Source organism: Nocardiopsis sp. TSRI0078 (assembly GCF_001905145.1).
In the GTDB taxonomy this organism is placed as follows: domain Bacteria; phylum Actinomycetota; class Actinomycetes; order Streptosporangiales; family Streptosporangiaceae; genus Nocardiopsis.
Genome location: NZ_LWLB01000005.1, coordinates 53,922 through 72,188, shown reverse-complemented (window position 1 = coordinate 72,188; position 18,267 = coordinate 53,922). Strand labels below are relative to the sequence as shown.

The window sequence follows — 18,267 nt, the reverse complement described above, 5'->3', positions numbered from 1 at the left end:
CTTTTTTCGGCTCCGGTGTCGCATTCGCTGTACGGGTGTCTTCTTAGGGGGTCATCAGGGCGAGAAGAACGAAGGGGGCTCCTGATGACCCACACCCACCACGACACCTCCCGCACCGGCCGTCCGCCGTTGGCGGTGTGGCTGTGCGCACCGACCGTGCACCAGCCACCTCCCCCGGGCGGGGGTCTGGTGCCGGTGCCGCGCCGGTTGGCCCGCCGCCTCGTCGTTGAGTACACCCGCCCCGGCGGGGTGGTCGCGGACCTGACCGGTACCAGTCTGGTCGCCGAGCAGGCCGCGGCCGCGGGTCGCTTCTACGAGGTGGACCCGCCCACCTCACCACACCAGCCGGCGCACGGGGAGAGCGAGGTGGCCTGGGCCGACCTGACGGCCCTGACGGTCAGCGCCGAGGTCGAAGAGGACCAGCACGCGCGCGAGCGGCGGCTGCGAGCCCGGGTGATGTTCGCCGCGACCATCACCCGCCCCGGCGGGATCATCGCCGTCATCACCTCCATCGGGCACACCACGCAGGGCGAGGTGGTCGACCCGGCTCCGGGTCTGGTGCGGGCCGCCTCCTGCGCGGGGCTGGTCTACCTACAGCACGTCATCGCGATCACCGCGCCAATCTGTCAGGCGGGACTCGGCACCACCATCCCTGTCCGGGGCGAGGGCTTCGACCCCGATGAGGAGGAGGTGGGTGCGGGGTTGCCGACCTCGGTGGCTGACGCGGCGGCCTCCATCACCTCGCCCGCGCACCTGAACGTGTCGGTGTTCCGCCGTCCGAAGAAGGGCCACACCGCCACCGCGGACGCTCCCGGGGAGGTGGGCGCATGAGCCAGCCCACTCACGGCCGCGACCACGGACACGACCATCAGGTGGAGTTCTTCGACGAGACTCCACCGCACGAGCACCCCGACCAGCCGGACCATCAGCTGGGTGGTGCGGGGTGGTCGGTGTGGTTGACCGGGCAGCAGCAGGCCCGCCAGCAGCGCGGGGCCCGCTACTCCCGCCTGTCGGTGGAGCACCCAGCCAAGATGCTCCCGGCCATCGCCCGCCATGTGATCCGTACCTACACCCGGCCCGGGGAGGTGGTGCTGGATCCGATGTGCGGGATCGGCACCAGCCTGATCGAGGCCGTCCACCTGGGCCGCAGCGCGGTCGGGGTGGAGTTGGAGCCCAAGTGGGCGGCCATCGCGAGACTGAACCTGGATGCCGCCCAGGCTCGGGGCGTGCGCGGCCAGGGACAGGTGCGCACCGGCGAGGCCGCCCGCACCCTGGCCACCCTGAACAACGATGACCTCAAGGGCAAAGTGCGGCTGGTGTTGACCTCGCCCCCGTACGGGTCCATGACCCATGGCCAGGTCCGCTCCCGCCGTGACGGCGCCGAGGCGGTGGAGAAGCACGCCCATACCTACTCCCGTGATCGGGATCGGCGCAGCGCCAACCTGGCTTACCAGAAGCCCGAGGTGTTGGCCTGTTCGTTCACGCGGATCATGGCCGCGTGCAGGCCGCTTCTGGCCCCGGGTGGGGTGGTCGTGGTGACCACCCGCCCCTACCGCAAGGACGGGCGCTTGGTCGATTTCCCTGGCCAGGTCGCTGAGGCTGGCCGGCGTGCGGGGTTGGTGCAGGTCGACCGGTGCGCGGCTTTGTTGTGTGCGGTCAGGGAGGGGGAGGTGGTGTCGCGGACCTCGTTCTTCCAGCTCATTGAGACCAAGCGAATGCGTCGGGAGGGCAGGCCGGTGCATGTGATCCAGCACGAGGATGCCCTGGTCTTCACCAACCCCGTACCCGGCGCGGGGGAAGGGGTCGCAGCGGCATGAGGCCACCCGAGCCCCGTTCCGTCACCTGTACTGAAAGGACCCCCATCTCTGTGGGCTTCTCCGATACCGCTTCGGCGGATCTGCGCAGGCGCATCATCGACGACATCCGCGCCCTGGCCGACTTCCTGGACCTGAACCCCGACCTGCCTCTGGGGCCGCACACCCGGGTGGAAGTCGTCTACTTCCCGCACACCGACACCGAGGACGAGGCCTTCGACGAGGTCGCCGACGTCGCGGCCCTGCTGGGGCGGATTCCGGCGTGGGAGGGCGAGCACTACGTGGTCGAGCACGCCCACGGGGCGGGACGTTACCGGGCGGTGGCCATTCCCGAGGACGTGTGGGCCGCTTACCGGGCCTGGCTGTCCTACACCGGGCACGTGCGCCCGGACTGACCCGAGCCCTGGGCCGGGGGACTGGGCGGTGTGGGGCCCGCAGGCGCCCCACACCGCCCTCACACCCCTGGGACCGGCCCCAGCGCGGCTCGGGTGTTCGCGGCGGACCGGGGCCGTCTGCGGCCCTGACCGGGGAAAACGGCATACCGCCCGAAACGGGCGGGCGGTTGGTGAGGGGAGCGTGAATCCGGTGGGGGATGTGGTGAATCCGCTTGCACTTCTCGGCGAGGTCGAGCGTGGATGCGTGGTGCCCCGCACCACGCGGGGCCGCGCACCGCATCCGTACAGGTCACAGATGGTGGAGAGGTGGTTGGGGTGGGGGTGAAACCTTCCCTTCGGCTGGACGAGGTGGGGTCATTGCCGGTGGTACTGGATCCGGTGACGGCCGGGCGGATGCTCGGCCTGGGCCGCACCACCGCCTACCGGTTGCTCCGTGAAGGTGCCTTCCCGGTGCCCGCACACAAGGTGGGCAAGGCGTGGGTGGTGCCCACCGCCGGAGTCCTGGCCCACCTCGGCCTGGACCACCTGGCCTTTCCACCGCGGGGTGGGTGTGGATGCGGTGCGCGCGGTGACCACACGAAAGGTGAGAAGTAGATGGCTTCTCATGACGGATCGGTGTTCAAACGCTGCGGATGCCGCGACCAGATGACCGGCAAGCTCCTCGGGGCGAAGTGCCCGAAGCTGCGCCGGGAGGAAGGCGGCTGGAATCCCCGGCACGGGGAGTGGGGCTTTCAACTGGAGCTGCCCCGCACCACCGAGGGCAGGCGCCGCCAGGCCCGGCGCACCGGGCTCGCTTCTCAGGACGAGGCGCAGAAGGCGATCGACCACCTCAAGATCCTCATCAGCCTGGCCGAAGGCGAAGAGGAGATGGAGGTTCAAGTCGCCGACCTCATCCAGGCCGCACTACGGGGCCGCCACCGCCTCCCGGAGGTGGAGGAGGTCAAGTGCCGCATCGGCGCGGGGGCGCGTATCCGGGAGAAGGTGCCCACCGTCGCAGCGTGGCTCCAGGAGTGGTTGGCGGGCAAGCCCGACCTGGCGGAGAAGACCCGCCTGTCCTACGCCGGCCACATCCGCCGGTATCTGGTCCCACACCTGGGCCAAACGCGCCTGGACAAGCTCCAGGCCTGGCAGGTCGAGGAGATGTTCGCGGCCATCGAGGACACCAACACCCACATCCTGGAATGCCGCGAGTCCGAGAACGCGAAGGTGCGGGTCTCGGTGCGCGGGCAGCGGGTGGTGTCGCTGGCCACCAAGCACCGCATCCGCGCCACACTCCGCAGCGCACTCTCGGAGGCGGTGCGCCGCCCCGATTTGCCGGTGTCGGTGAACATCGCCTCCCACGTCCGCCTGCCCTCGTGCCCGCGTACGAAGCCGCTGGTGTGGACGGCCGACCGGGTGCGCCAGTGGCAAATCGATGGGGTGGTGCCGGGGGAGGTGATGGTGTGGACCCCGGAGCAGACCATCACCTTCCTGACCCACGCCAAGAAGTACACCTGGCTGTTCCCGCTGTTCCACCTCATCGCCGTCAAGGGCCTGCGCCGCGGAGAGGCGGTCGGGTTGCCGTGGGCGAACACCCGGCTTACCGATCAGCAGGTGGACATCCGTACCCAGGTGATCACTTTGGGCTGGAAGATGGCCACGACGACACCGAAGAGCGCGGCCGGGCAGCGCACCATCACCCTGGATACCGACACCGTACGGGTGCTGCGCTCGTGGAAGAAGTTCCAGACCGAGGCCCGCCTCAAAGCAGGAAAGACCTGGAACGACACGGGGCTGGTGTTCATCCAGTCCGATGGGTCGGGCTGGCACCCGGGGCAGGTGACCCGGTGGTTCAACCGAATCAGCAAGGCGGCGGGGTTGCCGCCGATCCACCTGCACGGGCTGCGCCACGGCGCGGCCTCCCTGGCCCTGGCTGCGGGAGCGGATGTGAAGGTGGTCTCCGGCGAGCTCGGGCACGCGACCACGCACTTCACCCAGGACACCTACCAGACGGTGTTCCCCGAGGTGGCGCGGGCAGCGGCCGAGGCCACCGCCGCGATGCTCAAACCCGCCAGGCAGTAACAGCGGCGGTGGTGGTGTAGCCGGACCGGCGAGCACACCAGGAGCCACACGACACCATCAACCCCAGGTCAGCCTATGGGTCCACCCATGCTGGCCTGGGGCTTCCTCCTGCCCGAGGTCGGTTGCCGATCGGATCAAAGGTCCCCTGGGCGGATCCCTCCCAAACAGCTCGTCATGTCAAATTTGCAGCACCTGCTCGTTTCTAGAAGCCACAGTCACACCCAGGCAGTCAAGAGAGTGGCGCTACTCCGGCCTTTCACCACTTGCCAACCGGTGTGCGACAGCTGAGCCTACGATGTAGGCGTTGGCGATCGCTGGGACGAATCCGGGATAGGTTCCCAGTAGCTCCTCAACGCTCTGCTCTTTGTGGGGCTGGTCGAAGTTGCTCGCGGTCCTCAGACTGAGATAGCGGTGCAGGAGACCGTAGCGCTCCAGCGCCGCAGCGATCGCCGTGTCCTCCATCTGGGTCGTGCAGTAGTTTCCTTGCCTGCCAGTACGTAGATCCATGATGTAGCTTGCCCGTGCGGACAACTCTTCTCCTGCCCAGTAGTTGTCGCCTGTGATGGTGTCGCATCGGGTGACGTAGGGAACTTTCCCCTCTTGCTCCGGGTAGTTCTGCCTCGCCTCCTCCGCCTCTGCGCTGTCTTGGAGTTCTAGATGCCGTGTGGACTCGTAGGCCCAGGACACCAGGTCGTCGTCGAGGTGGAAGGCAGTGGTCTCAGTCTCGATGCCGGGCAGATAGCCGTGTGGCACGTCTGGGGCGGTATCGGGCAACAAGTGGTGCCCGAGGTCCCAGTCAACGACCCAGTCGGCCCATCCGGCGAAGCCGAGTGTGCCTCCGCCTGGTGGTGTCCCTCCGATCCCCGCGGAGAGGAAGTAGGCGTTCCTGAGGTCCAAGCGGTCGCTAGCCAGAATCGCTGCCATGCTGATGGCCGCGTTGACCTTTCCTGTTCCCACGGTGACCAGGCAAAGGCCATTATCGGCGCAGTGCACAGGTGAACCTAGCCCTGGAATGTCCACCTGCCGGGTGAAGCTCTCGCTGTCGAACCAGGGCTCTGCCTCACGTTCGAACATAGTGATTACTAATACGGATACCTGTTGTCTCGGGGGGTGCATGGAGTCTTCCGTTCCTCCTGCCCCGGCCAGGACAAGTAGAGCGCTGAGAACAAGGATCCCTGTCCTCTTGAACACGAAACACCTCACACTCCGTAGCCACTGGGGCAGCGTCTCGTCACGTTTATGTCACCTGGTTTGACCCTCATCGAGGCTCCTCAACCTCTCGTGCACTGGATCTGGTGAGAGTTCCCAGATCTGACCGATCACCTCAAGGCACTTGCGCCATGCGGCGCGAGCAGCGAAAGGGTCATTCTGGGCTTTTTCCACATCCCCCAGAAGCATCAAGGTCCTAGCCTCGTAGTAGTAGTCCCTGAGATCATGGAACTTCTGAGCAGCATCTTCAAGGTATCCAGAGGACAGGGGATAGTTCCTGAGGTGCTTGTGTACTGTTCCCCAGGTGTTGAGGGCGTGAGCGATCCCGTCTTGGTCTCCGTTCCGCTCATGGATCTGCAAAGCCTTGCTCACCTGCTGCTCTGCCTGTTCACTATCCCCCAAATAGGTGCTGCAGAGCGCAACCTGCTTGCGTGCTCGCCCTTCCCAAGGTGACGAACCGCAGTCCAGGAACCTCTGAAGCGACTCCTCTGCGTAGCTGAGTGAGGCCTCATAGCGTTCCTCGTCCTCTTCCACCCAACTCAGCGCGAGGAGGACTCTTCCCCGGTCCTGGGCGTCTTCTTCCCCGGCCCAGATGGGCAAAGCGGCGTGGAGTGAGGTCCGTGCCTCGTCGTACCTCTTCACCCGGTGCAGACAAAGTCCGCGTATCCGAAGGGCTCTGGCTTCCGCTTGACGGTCCCCCACCCGCTGAGCCATCTCCAAGGAGATGTCTTGACTTGCTTTCCAGTTATTCCAGTGCCCCTCCGTGTACAGGTAATCGGACATAGTCCAAGGAAGGTAACAGGCATACTCTGGAAGATCATGCTCGACGGCATAATCCACTGATGCTATCAGGCTAGGGCGCTCCTCTCGGAACCACCCCTTAGCCGCAGTGACCGAGTCAAAATCCAAAGGAATCGAATCGGGAACCGGATCGGGAAGTGGAATTTTTCCCCAATGGGGACTGGTTCGGAACTGGGCGTTTAGTGAGGTGCGGAGGTAGAAGTCGAGAAGGCGTCTGATTCCGATATTTCCATGTTCATCTGCCCTGTCTGCAAGACATTCCATCGCGTACTCACGCAGCAAGTCGTGTAGGAAGTATCGACCCTTCACATTCTTCTCTGTGAAGTGGAAGCTTACCAGTTGTTCCAGGGATTCTCCCACTTCGTTTGAGGGGAGTCCCGTCAGAGCAGCAACTGCATCCAGACCGGCATCTGGTCCAGGCAAGACGCTGAGGTGGTCAAAGACGTCCTTGGCTTGATCGGAAAGGGAATCCCTAGTCCATGAGAAGAGCGCTCTCGGTCCATGGCCTTCCTCGTCCTGCGCGGCGCCCAATATCCCGATGGACTTCAGTTCCTCCACGAACTGGGAGATGGACGCCGTGTCGCGCACGGCGATCTGGGCTGATATCAAGCTTAGTGCTAGGGGAAGCCCTGAGCAGAGGTCAACAAGTTCCCTGGTTGCCTCTGGTTCTGCCGCCAGCTTTCTATCCATGGCATCGCTGCCTTCGATGAAATTTCTGACGAGATTGATTGCCTCTTCGTCGCTCATTCGGTGGAGTTCCAGAGACTCGGCTCCATGGCGAGCGACTAGGCTTGGGAGCCTCTTGCGGCTAGTCACGATGGTGAAGCAATCTTTTCCCTCTGGCAGAAGAGGGGCGATCTGCTCTCGACTGAAAGCGTTGTCCAGAACGACGAGAACCTTACCCTTCCGTATGGTGTCTTGATATAGTTTTTGCTGTGCCCTGAGGTCTGGGGGGATTTTCTTGCTTGGAATTTCAAAATCGTCCAGAAATTGACGAAGAGCTTCCCCGGGTTGAAGTGGGTGTCGATCTGGGGAGAAACCTTGGAGGTTTATATATAGTTGTCCGTCTGGGAAATTTTCTTCTGTTTGGTCACCCCAGGTTTGCGCGAATACGGTTTTTCCGACGCCTGCCTCTCCGTGTATAAGAACGGTTCGGAAAGGGGTGTCCAGTAGGCTATCCAGGAATTCTATTTCCTTTTCTCTTCCGGTGAAGTATGGGTAGGGGGCGAGTTGGTTTGGCAGAGAGAGATCGGAGTGGTCAGGGGCGCTGGGGGGGTTTGGTATGTTCTGTAGGAGGGGTGGAAATATGTTCTGGATGTTATAAGTATATTTTTTGTTTATGTCGACATTGCCGGTGATGTTGCCTGCGGCGAGTGATCCTTGTTCGGATTTGATGTTGACGTTTCCCTCGGCGGCGATTCCGTGGTCGCCAGCCGAGGCGCCGTTGTTCTTTTGTTGGGTGTCGACTTTGGAGGCCAGATCCAGGAGTTGTTGGGCGAAGTGGTCGCGTTCGGTGTCGTCGAGTTCTTTGAGGCAGTCTTCGAACTGGGTTTGCCAGGAGGATCGGACTTCCTCTTGGTCGGTGGCTGAGGTGGCGTCGGGGGACTGGATGATTTTGGTGTGTGTCTTGTCTAGGCGTTCCAAGGCGATCTGAGCTCGTCGCTCACCGAAGCGGGTCAGCCATTGCTGAAGGGTGGGGCGGATGCCTTCCCACAGGCTGGTCCCAATGGCGGTCGCAAGGGCGGTGGCTCCGGCTGCAGCAGACGAAGCGAGATCAATCAAGGCGCCGACCTTTCAATATCGGCAGAGGCATTACCTGGGGGTGTGCCGATGTCATGACGCCGGTAGCAACATCCAAGATTAGAAGGAATGTTACGTGACGGTGCGACGGATAGCCGCGCACTTCGTGAAGCCCAATGTTAGACCGCCGTAGACAGCAGCGGCTGCCTTCGGCTGCAATGCTCACAGTCTGCTGGGGTGCGGCTCCGAGATCGGCTAGCTCTGAGTTCTATTTCCCTTGTCCTGGCTGGGAAGGGAGTTGAAGTTTACCCCGCCGGTGATGTTGCCTGCGGCGAGTGATCCTTGTTCGGATTTGATGTTGACGTTTCCCTCGGCGGCGATTCCGTGGTCGCCAGCCGAGGCGCCGTTGTTCTTTTGTTGGGTGTCGACTTTGGAGGCCAGATCCAGGAGTTGTTGGGCGAAGTGGTCGCGTTCGGTGTCGTCGAGTTCTTTGAGGCAGTCTTCGAACTGGGTTTGCCAGGAGGATCGGACTTCCTCTTGGTCGGTGGCTGAGGTGGCGTCGGGGGACTGGATGATTTTGGTGTGTGTCTTGTCTAGGCGTTCCAAGGCGATCTGAGCTCGTCGCTCACCGAAGCGGGTCAGCCATTGCTGAAGGGTGGGGCGGATGCCTTCCCACAGGCTGGTCCCAATGGCGGTCGCAAGGGCGGTGGCTCCGGCTGCAGCAGATGAAGCGAGATCAATCAACGGAAGCGCTCTTTCATCGTCGGAAGCAGGTGCTGTCAAGGGGTATTTGAGCGGGTAGAGTTTCTATGCAAGCACGCGAAAACCTTGTATGGCAGGGGTTTGTTCAATTTGGCTGGAAGAGGGGGATAATTCTAAGGATTGGCAGCAGGCCGTTGGGCGGGATCATCGGCTGGCCCGGGCATTTCGTGCGCATGGTGCCTGCGGAGAATAGCGCTTGTAGCGGGCGGCGGATACGCCTAGCTGGGCCCTGGGGTGGGTTCTTGCTGGGGTAGATCGGTGTCGTGTTTACAACCTCTATCTGATCGGCATCCCTTACCCGCATGTCGGGGCTCGCTGTTTTCCTCTCAGGGGTGGTTCAGCGAGGTGGTTCCTACATGATAGCGCCCTATTTAAGAGATGATCTTTCCGAGTCGCCATCGGAGTTCTGTGGTGGACGGGGCTTGATTAATTAATTCCCCGTCGATGGCTTCGTAAAGTGAGGTGGATGGTGCTGATCTGCCGGTTGACGTGTAGTTCTCGCTATGTTGGGGATGATTAATCACCCCCTGTAACGACGCATGCCATGGACGGACGCGTGACCAACACCCCTCGCCCCGGACGCCCCTCCTACCCGGTACCGGCCCCGGACAGCCCTCTTGGGGTCTTCGCCCTCGGACTACGTGAGTTGAGGGAGGGGGCGGGCTCGCCCAGTTTCCAGCGGATGGCCGAACAGGCGAGAACCCTGGGGTTGCGTGTGTCGGCCACCTCGCTGCGCAACGCTGCCTCGGGGGAGAAGCCCCCCACGCTGGCGACCGTCACCGCCTTCGTCCGGGTGTGCCTGTCGTTCACCCCCGGCACCGGGGAGGAGGCCCTCGCCGACTGGCGGCGACGCTGGGAGCGCCTGACCGGGGAGAGCGGCAACGACGGCGAGAAGCGAGCTGATGGCGTGGAGCGGGCACCGCTGGCACGGTGGCGGAAGGGGAACCTGCCCGCCGAGACGGACAGCTTCGTCGGCCGCGACGGTGAGCTCACGGCGCTCGCTCATCGGCTGGAACGCGCGCGCCTGGTGACGCTGACCGGTATAGGCGGTGTGGGCAAGTCGCGGCTGGCTCGCCGGGTGGCCGCACAACGCGCTGCGGCCCATCGTGACGGGGCTTGGCTGGTGGAGCTCGCCCCGGTGCCCGACCCCGGGGCGGTGGCCTGGACGGTCGCCACCGCGCTCGGGGTCCAGGAGGATGATCCCTCTGATGCGGTCGCGCAGCTGGCGCGCCAGCTGCGCGACCGGCGCATGTTGCTGGTCCTGGACAACTGCGAGCACGTCCTGGCCGCCTGCGCCCGGCTGGTCGACGCGCTGCTGGGCACCGCTCCCGGTCTGACGGTGCTGGCCACCAGCCGCCGCTCCCTGGGCACCGCGGGGGAGCACGTGTGGCCCGTGGTTCCGCTGACCGTGCCGGACGGCGGAACCAACGGCCAGGCCGCGACCAACCCGGCGGTCCGGCTCTTTGCGGACCGGGCCGCGGCGGCCTGGCCGGGCTTCTCTCTGACCGGGGCCAATATCGGTGACGTCGCCGAGTTGTGCCGCCATCTGGAGGGTCTACCGCTGTCCATCGAGCTGGCCGCCCGCTGGACGCGCACCCTCTCCCCCCGCCAGATACGGGAACACTTCGTCGATCGACACCGCCTGCGTGCCTCGGGCCCCGCCGGGCGCGTCCGTCACCGGAGTCTGGACACCGTCCTGGACCACAGCCACGACCTGTGCTCCGCTCAGCAGCGGATCCTGTGGTCGCGCATGTCCGTGTTCTCCGGTCCGGTCACTGCCGAGGACGTGTGCGAGGTCGCCGGGTTCGACCCGCTGGAGGGCGATTCCGTGCTGACCGCCCTGGACGCTCTGATCGACCAGTCCGTCGTCGTCCCGGTCGACACCCCCACAGGGCGCGGATACACGCTGTTGGAGACCGTGCGCGGCTACGGGCGGCGCAGGCTGGTCGAAGCGGGGGAGGAACCCCTGCTGCGCGAGCGGCACCAGGACTGGTTCATGGCGCTGGCACACCGCGCCTACGCGCACAGCTACGGACCCGATCAGGCATTCTGGCTGGCCCGGTTGCGCACCTGCATCAACAACATCCGCCTCGCACTCGACAACGCCTGCCACGACGGGACCGACCCCCAACAGGTCCAGGTCACCACCGCCGACCTGTGGCAGTACTGGATGGTCACCGGACGTCTGGCCGAAGGGCGGAGCAGACTGGAGCGCGCACTGTCGCTGTCGTCGAAGCCCACCTACGCGCTGTGCCGGGCGCTGTGGGCCTGCGGGTACCTCGCCTTCGTTCACGGTGATCACAGTGTGGCGCGTAACCACGCCGAGCAAGCTCTGAAGATCGCCCTGAGCGTGGGTCATACCGAGTCTGAGTACGGCGCCCGCGTCCTCCTGGCCCTGACCACTCTCGGTCGGGGTGGCCTGTCCCGGTCGCTGGAGTTGGCCCGGGGCGCGTGGAGTATGACCGACCGATCGGGATTCATGAGTCAGCTCTGCGCGTCCGTCACGGGACTGGCCTACACCCTGCAGGGGCGGTCGGAAGAGGGGATGACGTGGCTGGCCAGAGCGCGCGAGATGGCCGAGCGGCACGGGGAGGTCTGGCACCACTCCTACAACCTGTGGGCCATGGGGCTGAACCTGCTGCTGCGTGGCGACCTGTCGGCCAGCGAACACCTGCGGCAGGCGCTCAGACTCAAGGCGTCGATTGGTGACCGTCTGGGGATCCCCGCCGTGGTGGAGACGCTGGCCTGGTATGCGCAGGAGCGGGGCGAGGACGAGCGTGCCGCTCTCCTGCTGAGCGGGGCGGAAGCGCTGTGGGGGACCACCGCTCCGCGCTTGTTCCGGTTCGAGGGGCTCGTGACACTGCATCGGGGGACACACGGGCGAATCCGGGAAGCGCTGGGGCAGGAACGGTCGGAGGAGCTGATGGAGCAGGGTCGAGGACTGGGTTTCGAGGAGGTGGTGGAGCTGGCAGCGGGAGAAGAGCTGTAGGTGGCGCATTTGCGGAGGTGATGGGGAATCGGTATCGCTCTCCTGTCCAAATCCACCTTGTCTTGATCATGTCACCGATTGTGGCGCGTCATGCTCTGTGACGTAGGGGATTTTGGCTAAATCAGTCGTATACGGCCGATGGGGCGACGGGGCATGCCTGGCCCCGGTGTGGGCCCCATACGGGGGTGTCGGGGCGGCTGTGGGGCGCTGATGGGCGGCCATGGGGGCGCCCCGGGTGCCGTCGCCAGGGTCACGGAACGGCGAAATGCTCCGCGAGCTGGCTCTCCACCTGTACTGGACCTTGCACTGGGGAGCACACATGGAGCATTTCAGGCCCCGATCCAGACCCGGCGCCTCGTCTGTTCGACTCGCGCACCCCGTCTGAACTGGGGTTTTGTGGCGCACCCGGCAGGATTCGAACCTGCGGCCATCGGATTAGAAGTCCGGTGCTCTATCCACTGAGCTACGGGTGCTCGATTCAATTGTCGCCCGCCATGGCGAGGCGTGACCGCGCCGTTACCCCTGGTCCTGGGGGTGCTGCGTGCCGGGGTGGGGCGTGGTGCCGGGGGCTGCGCCTGCGGTCGGGAAGCCCCGTGTCGTGGCGCATGTGGCGTCCCGGGCAGACATTCTAGAGTATTGGCCCGATGTCGCCCACAGGAGGGCAAAGCCTCATCAACTACGGTGATTCGTAGTTGCTTCTCGTTACCACGCGCGCTCCACCAAATCGGTCGCTATGGTCCTCCCGCACCACGTTACCGGTGATTAACTCCTGGTGCGGTGCTGTGCCGCTGGCGTTTCGCGAAGTCCCGGCGGCTCGGGCGGCCACGGAGGTTAGAACATCCACCACTGACCTGTGAAGACCATTAGGGCGACCGCCGCGGACAGCATTCGGCACCTCCCGATGGTTACTGTCTGTTACTTTTTGCATCAAGATAGATACGCACAGTAACAAGCATGATGCGTTGAGGTGGGAGTTCGCCCGTGCGGCTAACGTGGGCGCGTGCGATCTCTGGGACTGGTGGCGGGTTTCCTGCTCGACAGGGCGGTGCCCGACCCGCGTAGGGGGCACCCCGTGGCCCTGTACGGACGCGCCGTGGGGTGGTGGGAGAGCCTCGTCTACGGGGACTCCAGGGCGCGCGGAGCCCTGTTCGCGGCCGGCGCCGTGCTTCCCGTGGCGGGCGCCGGCTCCCTGTTCCGGAGCGGCGCGGCGACGGCGGTCACGGCCTGGGCCGTGCTCGGCGGCGACATGCTGTGCCGTGAGGCCGAGCGGATCGCCGCGGCGCTGGAGGAGGCGGACCTGGAGCGGGCGCGCGAGCTCCTGCCGAACCTGTGCGGCAGGGACCCCTCGCGGCTCGACGAGTCAGGGATCGCCCGCGCGGTGGTCGAGTCGGTCGCCGAGAACACCTCCGACGCGGTGGTCGGCCCCCTGGTCTGGGGGGCCCTGGGCGGGGTGTCCGGGATGGCGGGTTTCCGCGCGGTCAACACCCTCGACGCCATGGTCGGCCACCGCGACGAGCGCTATGAGCGGTTCGGCGCGGCCTCGGCGCGGTTGGACGACGTCGCCGGATGGGGGCCGGCGCGGCTGACCGCGCTCCTGACCGTGCTGGCCGCGCCGGTGGTGGGCGGCGACGTCCGCGAGGCGTGGAGGGTGTGGCGGCGCGACGGCGACAGGCACCCCAGTCCGAACGCCGGGCAGTGCGAGGCCGCGTTCGCGGGCGCGCTCGGCAGGACCCTGGGCGGCGCCAACGTCTACCGGGGGCACGAGGACCGACGACCCACGATGGGGAGCGGGCCCGGGGTGCGAACGTCCGACATCCGCCGTGCCGTGCGCCTCGCGCGGGCGGTCCACCTGGGAGCCCTGGCCGTGGCCGCGGCGGCGGCCCGGTAGCGCCTCTCGGTGGCCGGAACCACCCGGACGCGGACAGGGCGCCGACCGCGGACACGAACTCCGCGGCGGGGCGCGGCTCAGGCCAGGTTGCGCACGTAGTTCACCTGCTGGTGGATCTGGCCCACCATGGCCGGGTGGGTCACCATGATCGACGTGGCGTAGTGCCTGTCGTGCCCCTGGACGGTGACCTGCACGTGCCCGGTGGTCTTCTCCTCCTTGACGAGCAGGAAGAGCAGTCCCAGCAGGCAGGTCCACCAGAAGACCAGGATCGCCACGATGGCGGCCCAGGTGGGGGTGGACCGGTCGGTGCGGCTCATGTCGTTCACCGTCCACACCGTCCCCCTGACGGGGAAGCGCCCGACGGGAGTGATCACGGTGTGCTGGGAGAACGCGGTCTCACCGATGGTGCCGAAGGGGACGTCACCGTCGGCCGGTGGCTGGGGCACCGCGGGCTGGTAGCCGCCGGTGGCGGCGCCGTAGGGCTTCATCGCACCGCCCTGGTGCGGCTCGGGGGGAAGGCCCCAGCCGGGGTCCCTGCGCTGGGCTGGTGCCACGGTTCGCCCGGGCCCGGGGCCGGGTACTGGTTCATGCCGCGATCGTGTCAAAGCCCCGTACGCCCCAGGACCGGTGCGGCGAAGTTCCCCTCGCCCCGGGGCCGGCGCCGGCCCCGTTCCGTTGTGCGGTCCGGTCTCTTCCGTCGCCCGGTCCGTCCAGGTCCGGTTCGCCCTGCTCCCTCTCCCGGTCCGTCCTGTCCCGTCTCCCGGTCCATCCCGGCCCGGCCCACCTTCCTGTCCGGCCCGGCCCACCTCCCGCCCCGGCCGGCGAAAGAGGAGGAGGCCGTGGCCGGATGTGGCCACTTCGGGGCTCCCCGTGTCGGCCTCCTCGCCGGGCGTGTTCCGGAATCCGGGCTGCGTGTGGCGTGGGTCACTCCAAACCCGTCAGTTTCGGTGCCGCGAACCCGCTCAGCGCCCAAAACATGAAACTCTTTCGCGATTTCCCTACTCGTGCGTAGCATGCCGCTGATCCATCGCCCGCACCCCCAGGTGGTGACAGCTCTTGCTTCCCTCCCTCGCACGACGGCTACGCACAGGCGCCACGGGTGCCGCGCTGGCGGTGACCGCGGCCACCGTCAGCGCCCTCCCCGCCTCCCCGGCCCTCGCCGAACCCGCCCCCGAGCCCCTCGCCGACTACTGCGCCCCCAACGGATGCCACGACATCCTTCCCCCCGGCCAGAACGGCAGCGCCACCCTCGTCGAGATCCTCGGACACCAGGTCTTCGGCACCCGGCCCCGGCACTCCTCCAGTCAGCTGGACATGTACGACAACCTCGTCCACCACTACGACGGCCTCACCGAGGAGGGCCTGGACGACTTCTTCCTCGACGCGGGCTTCGGCGTCGACCCCGGCGACGTGGGCCGCGAGTACCAGCCGCGCGAGGACGTCACCATCACCCGCGACGCCGGTCACGGCATCCCGCACATCCGGGGCACCACACGCGAGGGCACCATGTTCGGCGCCGGATACGCCGCCGCCGAGGACCGCCTCTTCCTCATGGACGTGCTGCGCCGGGTCGGCCGCGGCGAGCTCACCTCCTTCGCCGGAGGCGCCGGGGGCAACCGGAGCCTGGAGCAGGACCTGTGGCGCAACGCCCCCTACACCGAGGAGGACAAGCAGGCGCAGATCGACCGCGTCGCCGCCAGTGGCGAACGCGGCGAACAGGCCCTCGCCGACGTCGACGCCTACCTGCAGGGCGTCAACACCTACATCGAGCAGGCCGACAAGGGGCGCTACTACCCCGGCGAGTACGTCCTGACCGGGCACAAGGACTCCATCACCAACGCCGGGCAGATCGAGCCCTTCACCGCCACCGACGTGGTCGGCATCGCCTCCATGGTCGGCGGCATCTTCGGCGGCGGTGGCGGCGGCGAGGTCCAGTCCGCCATCGTGCTCGCCAACTTCCAGGACCGCTACGGTGCCGAGAGGGGCGCCGAGCTCCACAGCGCCTGGCGGATGGAGAACGACCCCGAGGCCCTGGTCAGCGTCGGGGGCGAGTTCCCCTACAGCGGCACCCCCGACGACCCGGTCGGCGAGGCCCTGCCCGACCCCGGGTCCGTCGAGCCCTACGACATCGTCCACGGAGAGCACGGCTCCGCGCTCAGCGACGGGACCGCCGAGGCCCCCGCGCCGCTGGCGGGCACCGTGGAGGAACCCGAGGAGGGCGCCGAGGCCCCCGCCGTGGAGGACCTGTCCCGCGAGCAGCAGAGGGAACTGGAGCGGATGACCGAGGAGGGCGACCTGTCCGCGGCCGAGGGCGTGTTCGACGACGGCGTCCTGCCCGAGGGCTTCATGGACCCCCGCGGCATGTCCAACGCCCTCCTGGTCTCGGGCGAGCACACCGAGAGCGGCAACCCCGTCGCCGTGATGGGCCCCCAGACCGGCTACTTCTCCCCGCAGCTGCTCATGCTCCAGGAGCTCCAGGGCCCGGGTATCAGCGCGCGCGGCGCCTCCTTCGCGGGCGTGAGCTTCTACGTCCAGATGGGCCGCGGCGTCGACTACGCCTGGAGCGCCACGTCGGCGGGCCAGGACGTCACCGACACCTTCGCGGTCGAGCTGTGCGAGACCGACGGCTCCGCGCCCACCACCGCCTCGCGCGCCTACGTGGACAGTTCCGGGGACTGCGTCCCCTTCGAGGAGCTGAGCGTCACCAACGAGTGGTCGCCCACGGTCGCCGACGGCACCGCCGCGGGCGGCTACACGCTGACCTCCCTGCGCTCGGAGTTCGGCCTGGTGCACTCGTTCGCGACCGTGGACGAGGAGCCCGTGGCGTTCACGACGCTGCGCTCCACCTACATGCGCGAGGTCGACTCCATCATCGGGTTCCAACGCTTCAACGACCCCGGCGAGATCACGTCCGCGGAGGCCTTCACGGAGGCGGCCGGGGACATCGGCTACGCCTTCAACTGGCACTACGTCGACGACGAGGACATCGCCTTCGTCAACTCCGGCGACAACCCCGTCCGCGTCGAGGGGACCAACCCCAACCTGCCCATCGACGCCTACTCCGGCGCGGGCTGGTCCGGGTGGGACCCCGACACCAACGGCGCCGACCTCCACCCCCCGGAGGACCATCCGCAGGCCGTCAACCCGGACTACATCGTCAACTGGAACAACAAGCCCGCCCGGGGCTACACCTCGGGCTGGGCGACCGGATCGGTGCACCGCGGCGACCTGCTCGACGGCCGTGTGTCCTCGCTGATCGCCGAGGGGCACGAGTTCACCACCGCCGGCCTCACCCGGGTGATGATGGAGGCCGGTACCGCCGACCTGCGCGCCCAGGAGGTCCTCCCGCTCCTGCTGGAGGTCATCGGCACCGAGGAGGTGGACGACCCCGAGCTGGCCTCCGCCGTGGAGGAGCTGCGGCTCTGGCACGAGGCCGGCGCGCTGCGCCGGGAGCCCTTCCGCGACGCGGGGTACTACTCCTACGCCAACGCCATCCGCACGATGGACGCCTGGTGGCCGCTGCTGGTGCGGGCGCAGTTCGAGCCGGAGCTGGGGGAGGACCTCTACACCCAGCTCACCCGGGCGGTGCAGACCGACGAGTCCCCGTCGGGAGCCATCGGCGGAGGAGAACCCGGCAGCGTCAACCAGGGCCAGCCCCACCGGGGGTCGGCGTTCCAGTACGGCTGGTGGTCGTACGTGGACAAGGACCTGCGCACCGTGCTCGGGCGGGACGTCGACGGGTCGCTGGGCGGTGCCCACTGCGGTGGCGGCGACCTGGACACTTGCCGTACGGTTCTGTTGGACACCCTCGCCCAGGCGGCCGACACCCCGCCGGGGGAGGTCTATCCCGGTGACGACCACTGTTCGGCGGGCGACCAGCTCTGCGCCGACACGGTGGTCCACCAGGCGGTGGGCGGTATCAACATGTGGCCGGTCGCCTGGCAGAACCGGCCCACCTACCAGCTCGTCTACCAGTTCTCCGGCGGACGGTAGGACGAGCGGAGCGGACGCGGTTCGCGGCGGTCCTGAGCGGGTACCGCCGGGGGCCGCGTCCGTGCGTCACGGACCGAGAACACTGACACGGACCACGTGCTTCATCGGGCCCGTGTGGGTAGCGTAGGGAGTACCCGAACGCAGCGGGAGGGTCGCACGAACATGGGCGCCTGGTTGGTCTGGCTCATCCTCGCCATCGGCCTGGGAATCGCCGAGGCCCTCACACTCACCTTCGTGCTCGGCCTTCTGGCCGTCGCGGCGCTGGTCGCCGCCCTCCTCGGAGCCATCGGAATGCCGGTGGCCGTACAGATCATCGGTTTCACCGCCAGTGCGGCGGCCGGGATCTACCTCGTACGTCCGATCATGCAGCGCCAGATGAGAGGCGGCTCCGAGGCCAGGTCGGGCGCGGAGGCGCTCGTCGGTCGCTCCGCCGTCGTCCTGCAGGAGGTCGACGGGGAGGGGGGAAGGATCAAGCTCTCCGGAGAGGAGTGGTCCGCACGCTGTATCGACGAAGACCTGGTGATCCCGGTGGGCACGCGCGTCGACGTCATGGAGATCGACGGAGCGACGGCCGTGGTCTACCCGCGCGAAGCACTGCCCTGAACCAGCCACATC

The 18,267-nt window shown here is 66.8% G+C and carries 12 protein-coding genes, 1 tRNA gene and 1 pseudogene; 9 read left to right on the top strand and 5 right to left on the bottom strand.

From position 1 onward, the window contains the following. Positions 1 to 84 precede the first annotated feature (84 nt). From A6A08_RS06900 to A6A08_RS06880, 5 genes are all read left to right on the top strand, one after another. A complete protein-coding gene (locus A6A08_RS06900) occupies positions 85 to 831 on the top strand; it encodes a hypothetical protein (protein ID WP_083608917.1) in 747 nt (248 codons plus the stop codon). Further along, on the top strand, positions 828 to 1,817 hold the full coding sequence (locus tag A6A08_RS06895; protein ID WP_083608915.1) for a TRM11 family methyltransferase: 990 nt from the start codon (positions 828 to 830) through the stop codon (positions 1,815 to 1,817). Before A6A08_RS06900 ends, A6A08_RS06895 begins: the two co-directional genes overlap by 4 nt. A 50-nt stretch (positions 1,818 to 1,867) precedes the next feature. Continuing rightward, a complete protein-coding gene (locus A6A08_RS06890; RefSeq protein WP_073701702.1) occupies positions 1,868 to 2,209 on the top strand; it encodes a hypothetical protein in 342 nt (113 codons plus the stop codon). Between the two features lie 321 nt (positions 2,210 to 2,530). Beyond that, positions 2,531 to 2,803: a helix-turn-helix domain-containing protein gene (locus A6A08_RS06885; RefSeq protein ID WP_242422150.1), complete on the top strand. Its 273-nt coding sequence runs from the start codon at positions 2,531 to 2,533 to the stop codon at positions 2,801 to 2,803. After that, on the top strand, positions 2,804 to 4,270 hold the full coding sequence (locus A6A08_RS06880) for a site-specific integrase (protein ID WP_073701700.1): 1,467 nt from the start codon (positions 2,804 to 2,806) through the stop codon (positions 4,268 to 4,270). A gap of 243 nt (positions 4,271 to 4,513) precedes the next feature. Here A6A08_RS06880 and A6A08_RS06875 read toward each other — a convergent pair whose 3' ends face one another. From A6A08_RS06875 to A6A08_RS27425, 3 genes are all read right to left on the bottom strand, one after another. Next, positions 4,514 to 5,461, bottom strand: a complete 948-nt coding sequence (locus tag A6A08_RS06875) for a purine nucleoside permease (protein WP_199866860.1) — start codon at positions 5,459 to 5,461, stop codon at positions 4,514 to 4,516. A 51-nt stretch (positions 5,462 to 5,512) separates the two neighbouring features. Further along, positions 5,513 to 8,062 (bottom strand): tetratricopeptide repeat protein, encoded by a 2,550-nt coding sequence (locus tag A6A08_RS06870; RefSeq protein WP_073701698.1) that lies wholly within the window; start codon positions 8,060 to 8,062, stop codon positions 5,513 to 5,515. 213 nt (positions 8,063 to 8,275) lie between these two features. Beyond that, positions 8,276 to 8,764, bottom strand: coding sequence for a hypothetical protein (locus A6A08_RS27425; RefSeq protein WP_143181686.1), 489 nt, complete (start codon positions 8,762 to 8,764; stop codon positions 8,276 to 8,278). Between the two features lie 574 nt (positions 8,765 to 9,338). On the opposite strand from A6A08_RS27425, the gene A6A08_RS06860 reads away from it, so the two are divergent. After that, positions 9,339 to 11,771, top strand: coding sequence for an AAA family ATPase (locus A6A08_RS06860; RefSeq protein ID WP_158069265.1), 2,433 nt, complete (start codon positions 9,339 to 9,341; stop codon positions 11,769 to 11,771). A 397-nt stretch (positions 11,772 to 12,168) separates the two neighbouring features. Here A6A08_RS06860 and A6A08_RS06855 read toward each other — a convergent pair. Next, positions 12,169 to 12,244, bottom strand: a tRNA-Arg gene (locus tag A6A08_RS06855). A gap of 527 nt (positions 12,245 to 12,771) precedes the next feature. Between A6A08_RS06855 and A6A08_RS06850 the strand changes: the two genes are divergently transcribed. After that, positions 12,772 to 13,659, top strand: a complete 888-nt coding sequence (locus A6A08_RS06850) for a cobalamin biosynthesis protein (protein WP_073701695.1) — start codon at positions 12,772 to 12,774, stop codon at positions 13,657 to 13,659. A 77-nt stretch (positions 13,660 to 13,736) separates the two neighbouring features. Here A6A08_RS06850 and A6A08_RS06845 read toward each other — a convergent pair. Further along, positions 13,737 to 14,248 (bottom strand): annotated as a pseudogene (locus tag A6A08_RS06845) (hypothetical protein). Between the two features lie 467 nt (positions 14,249 to 14,715). On the opposite strand from A6A08_RS06845, the gene A6A08_RS06840 reads away from it, so the two are divergent. Further along, the gene (locus A6A08_RS06840; protein ID WP_073701694.1) at positions 14,716 to 17,652 is read left to right on the top strand and encodes a penicillin acylase family protein; all 2,937 of its coding nucleotides are present in this window, start codon (positions 14,716 to 14,718) and stop codon (positions 17,650 to 17,652) included. Between the two features lie 162 nt (positions 17,653 to 17,814). Next, on the top strand, positions 17,815 to 18,255 hold the full coding sequence (locus tag A6A08_RS06835; protein WP_073701693.1) for an NfeD family protein: 441 nt from the start codon (positions 17,815 to 17,817) through the stop codon (positions 18,253 to 18,255). Positions 18,256 to 18,267: the final 12 nt, after the last annotated feature.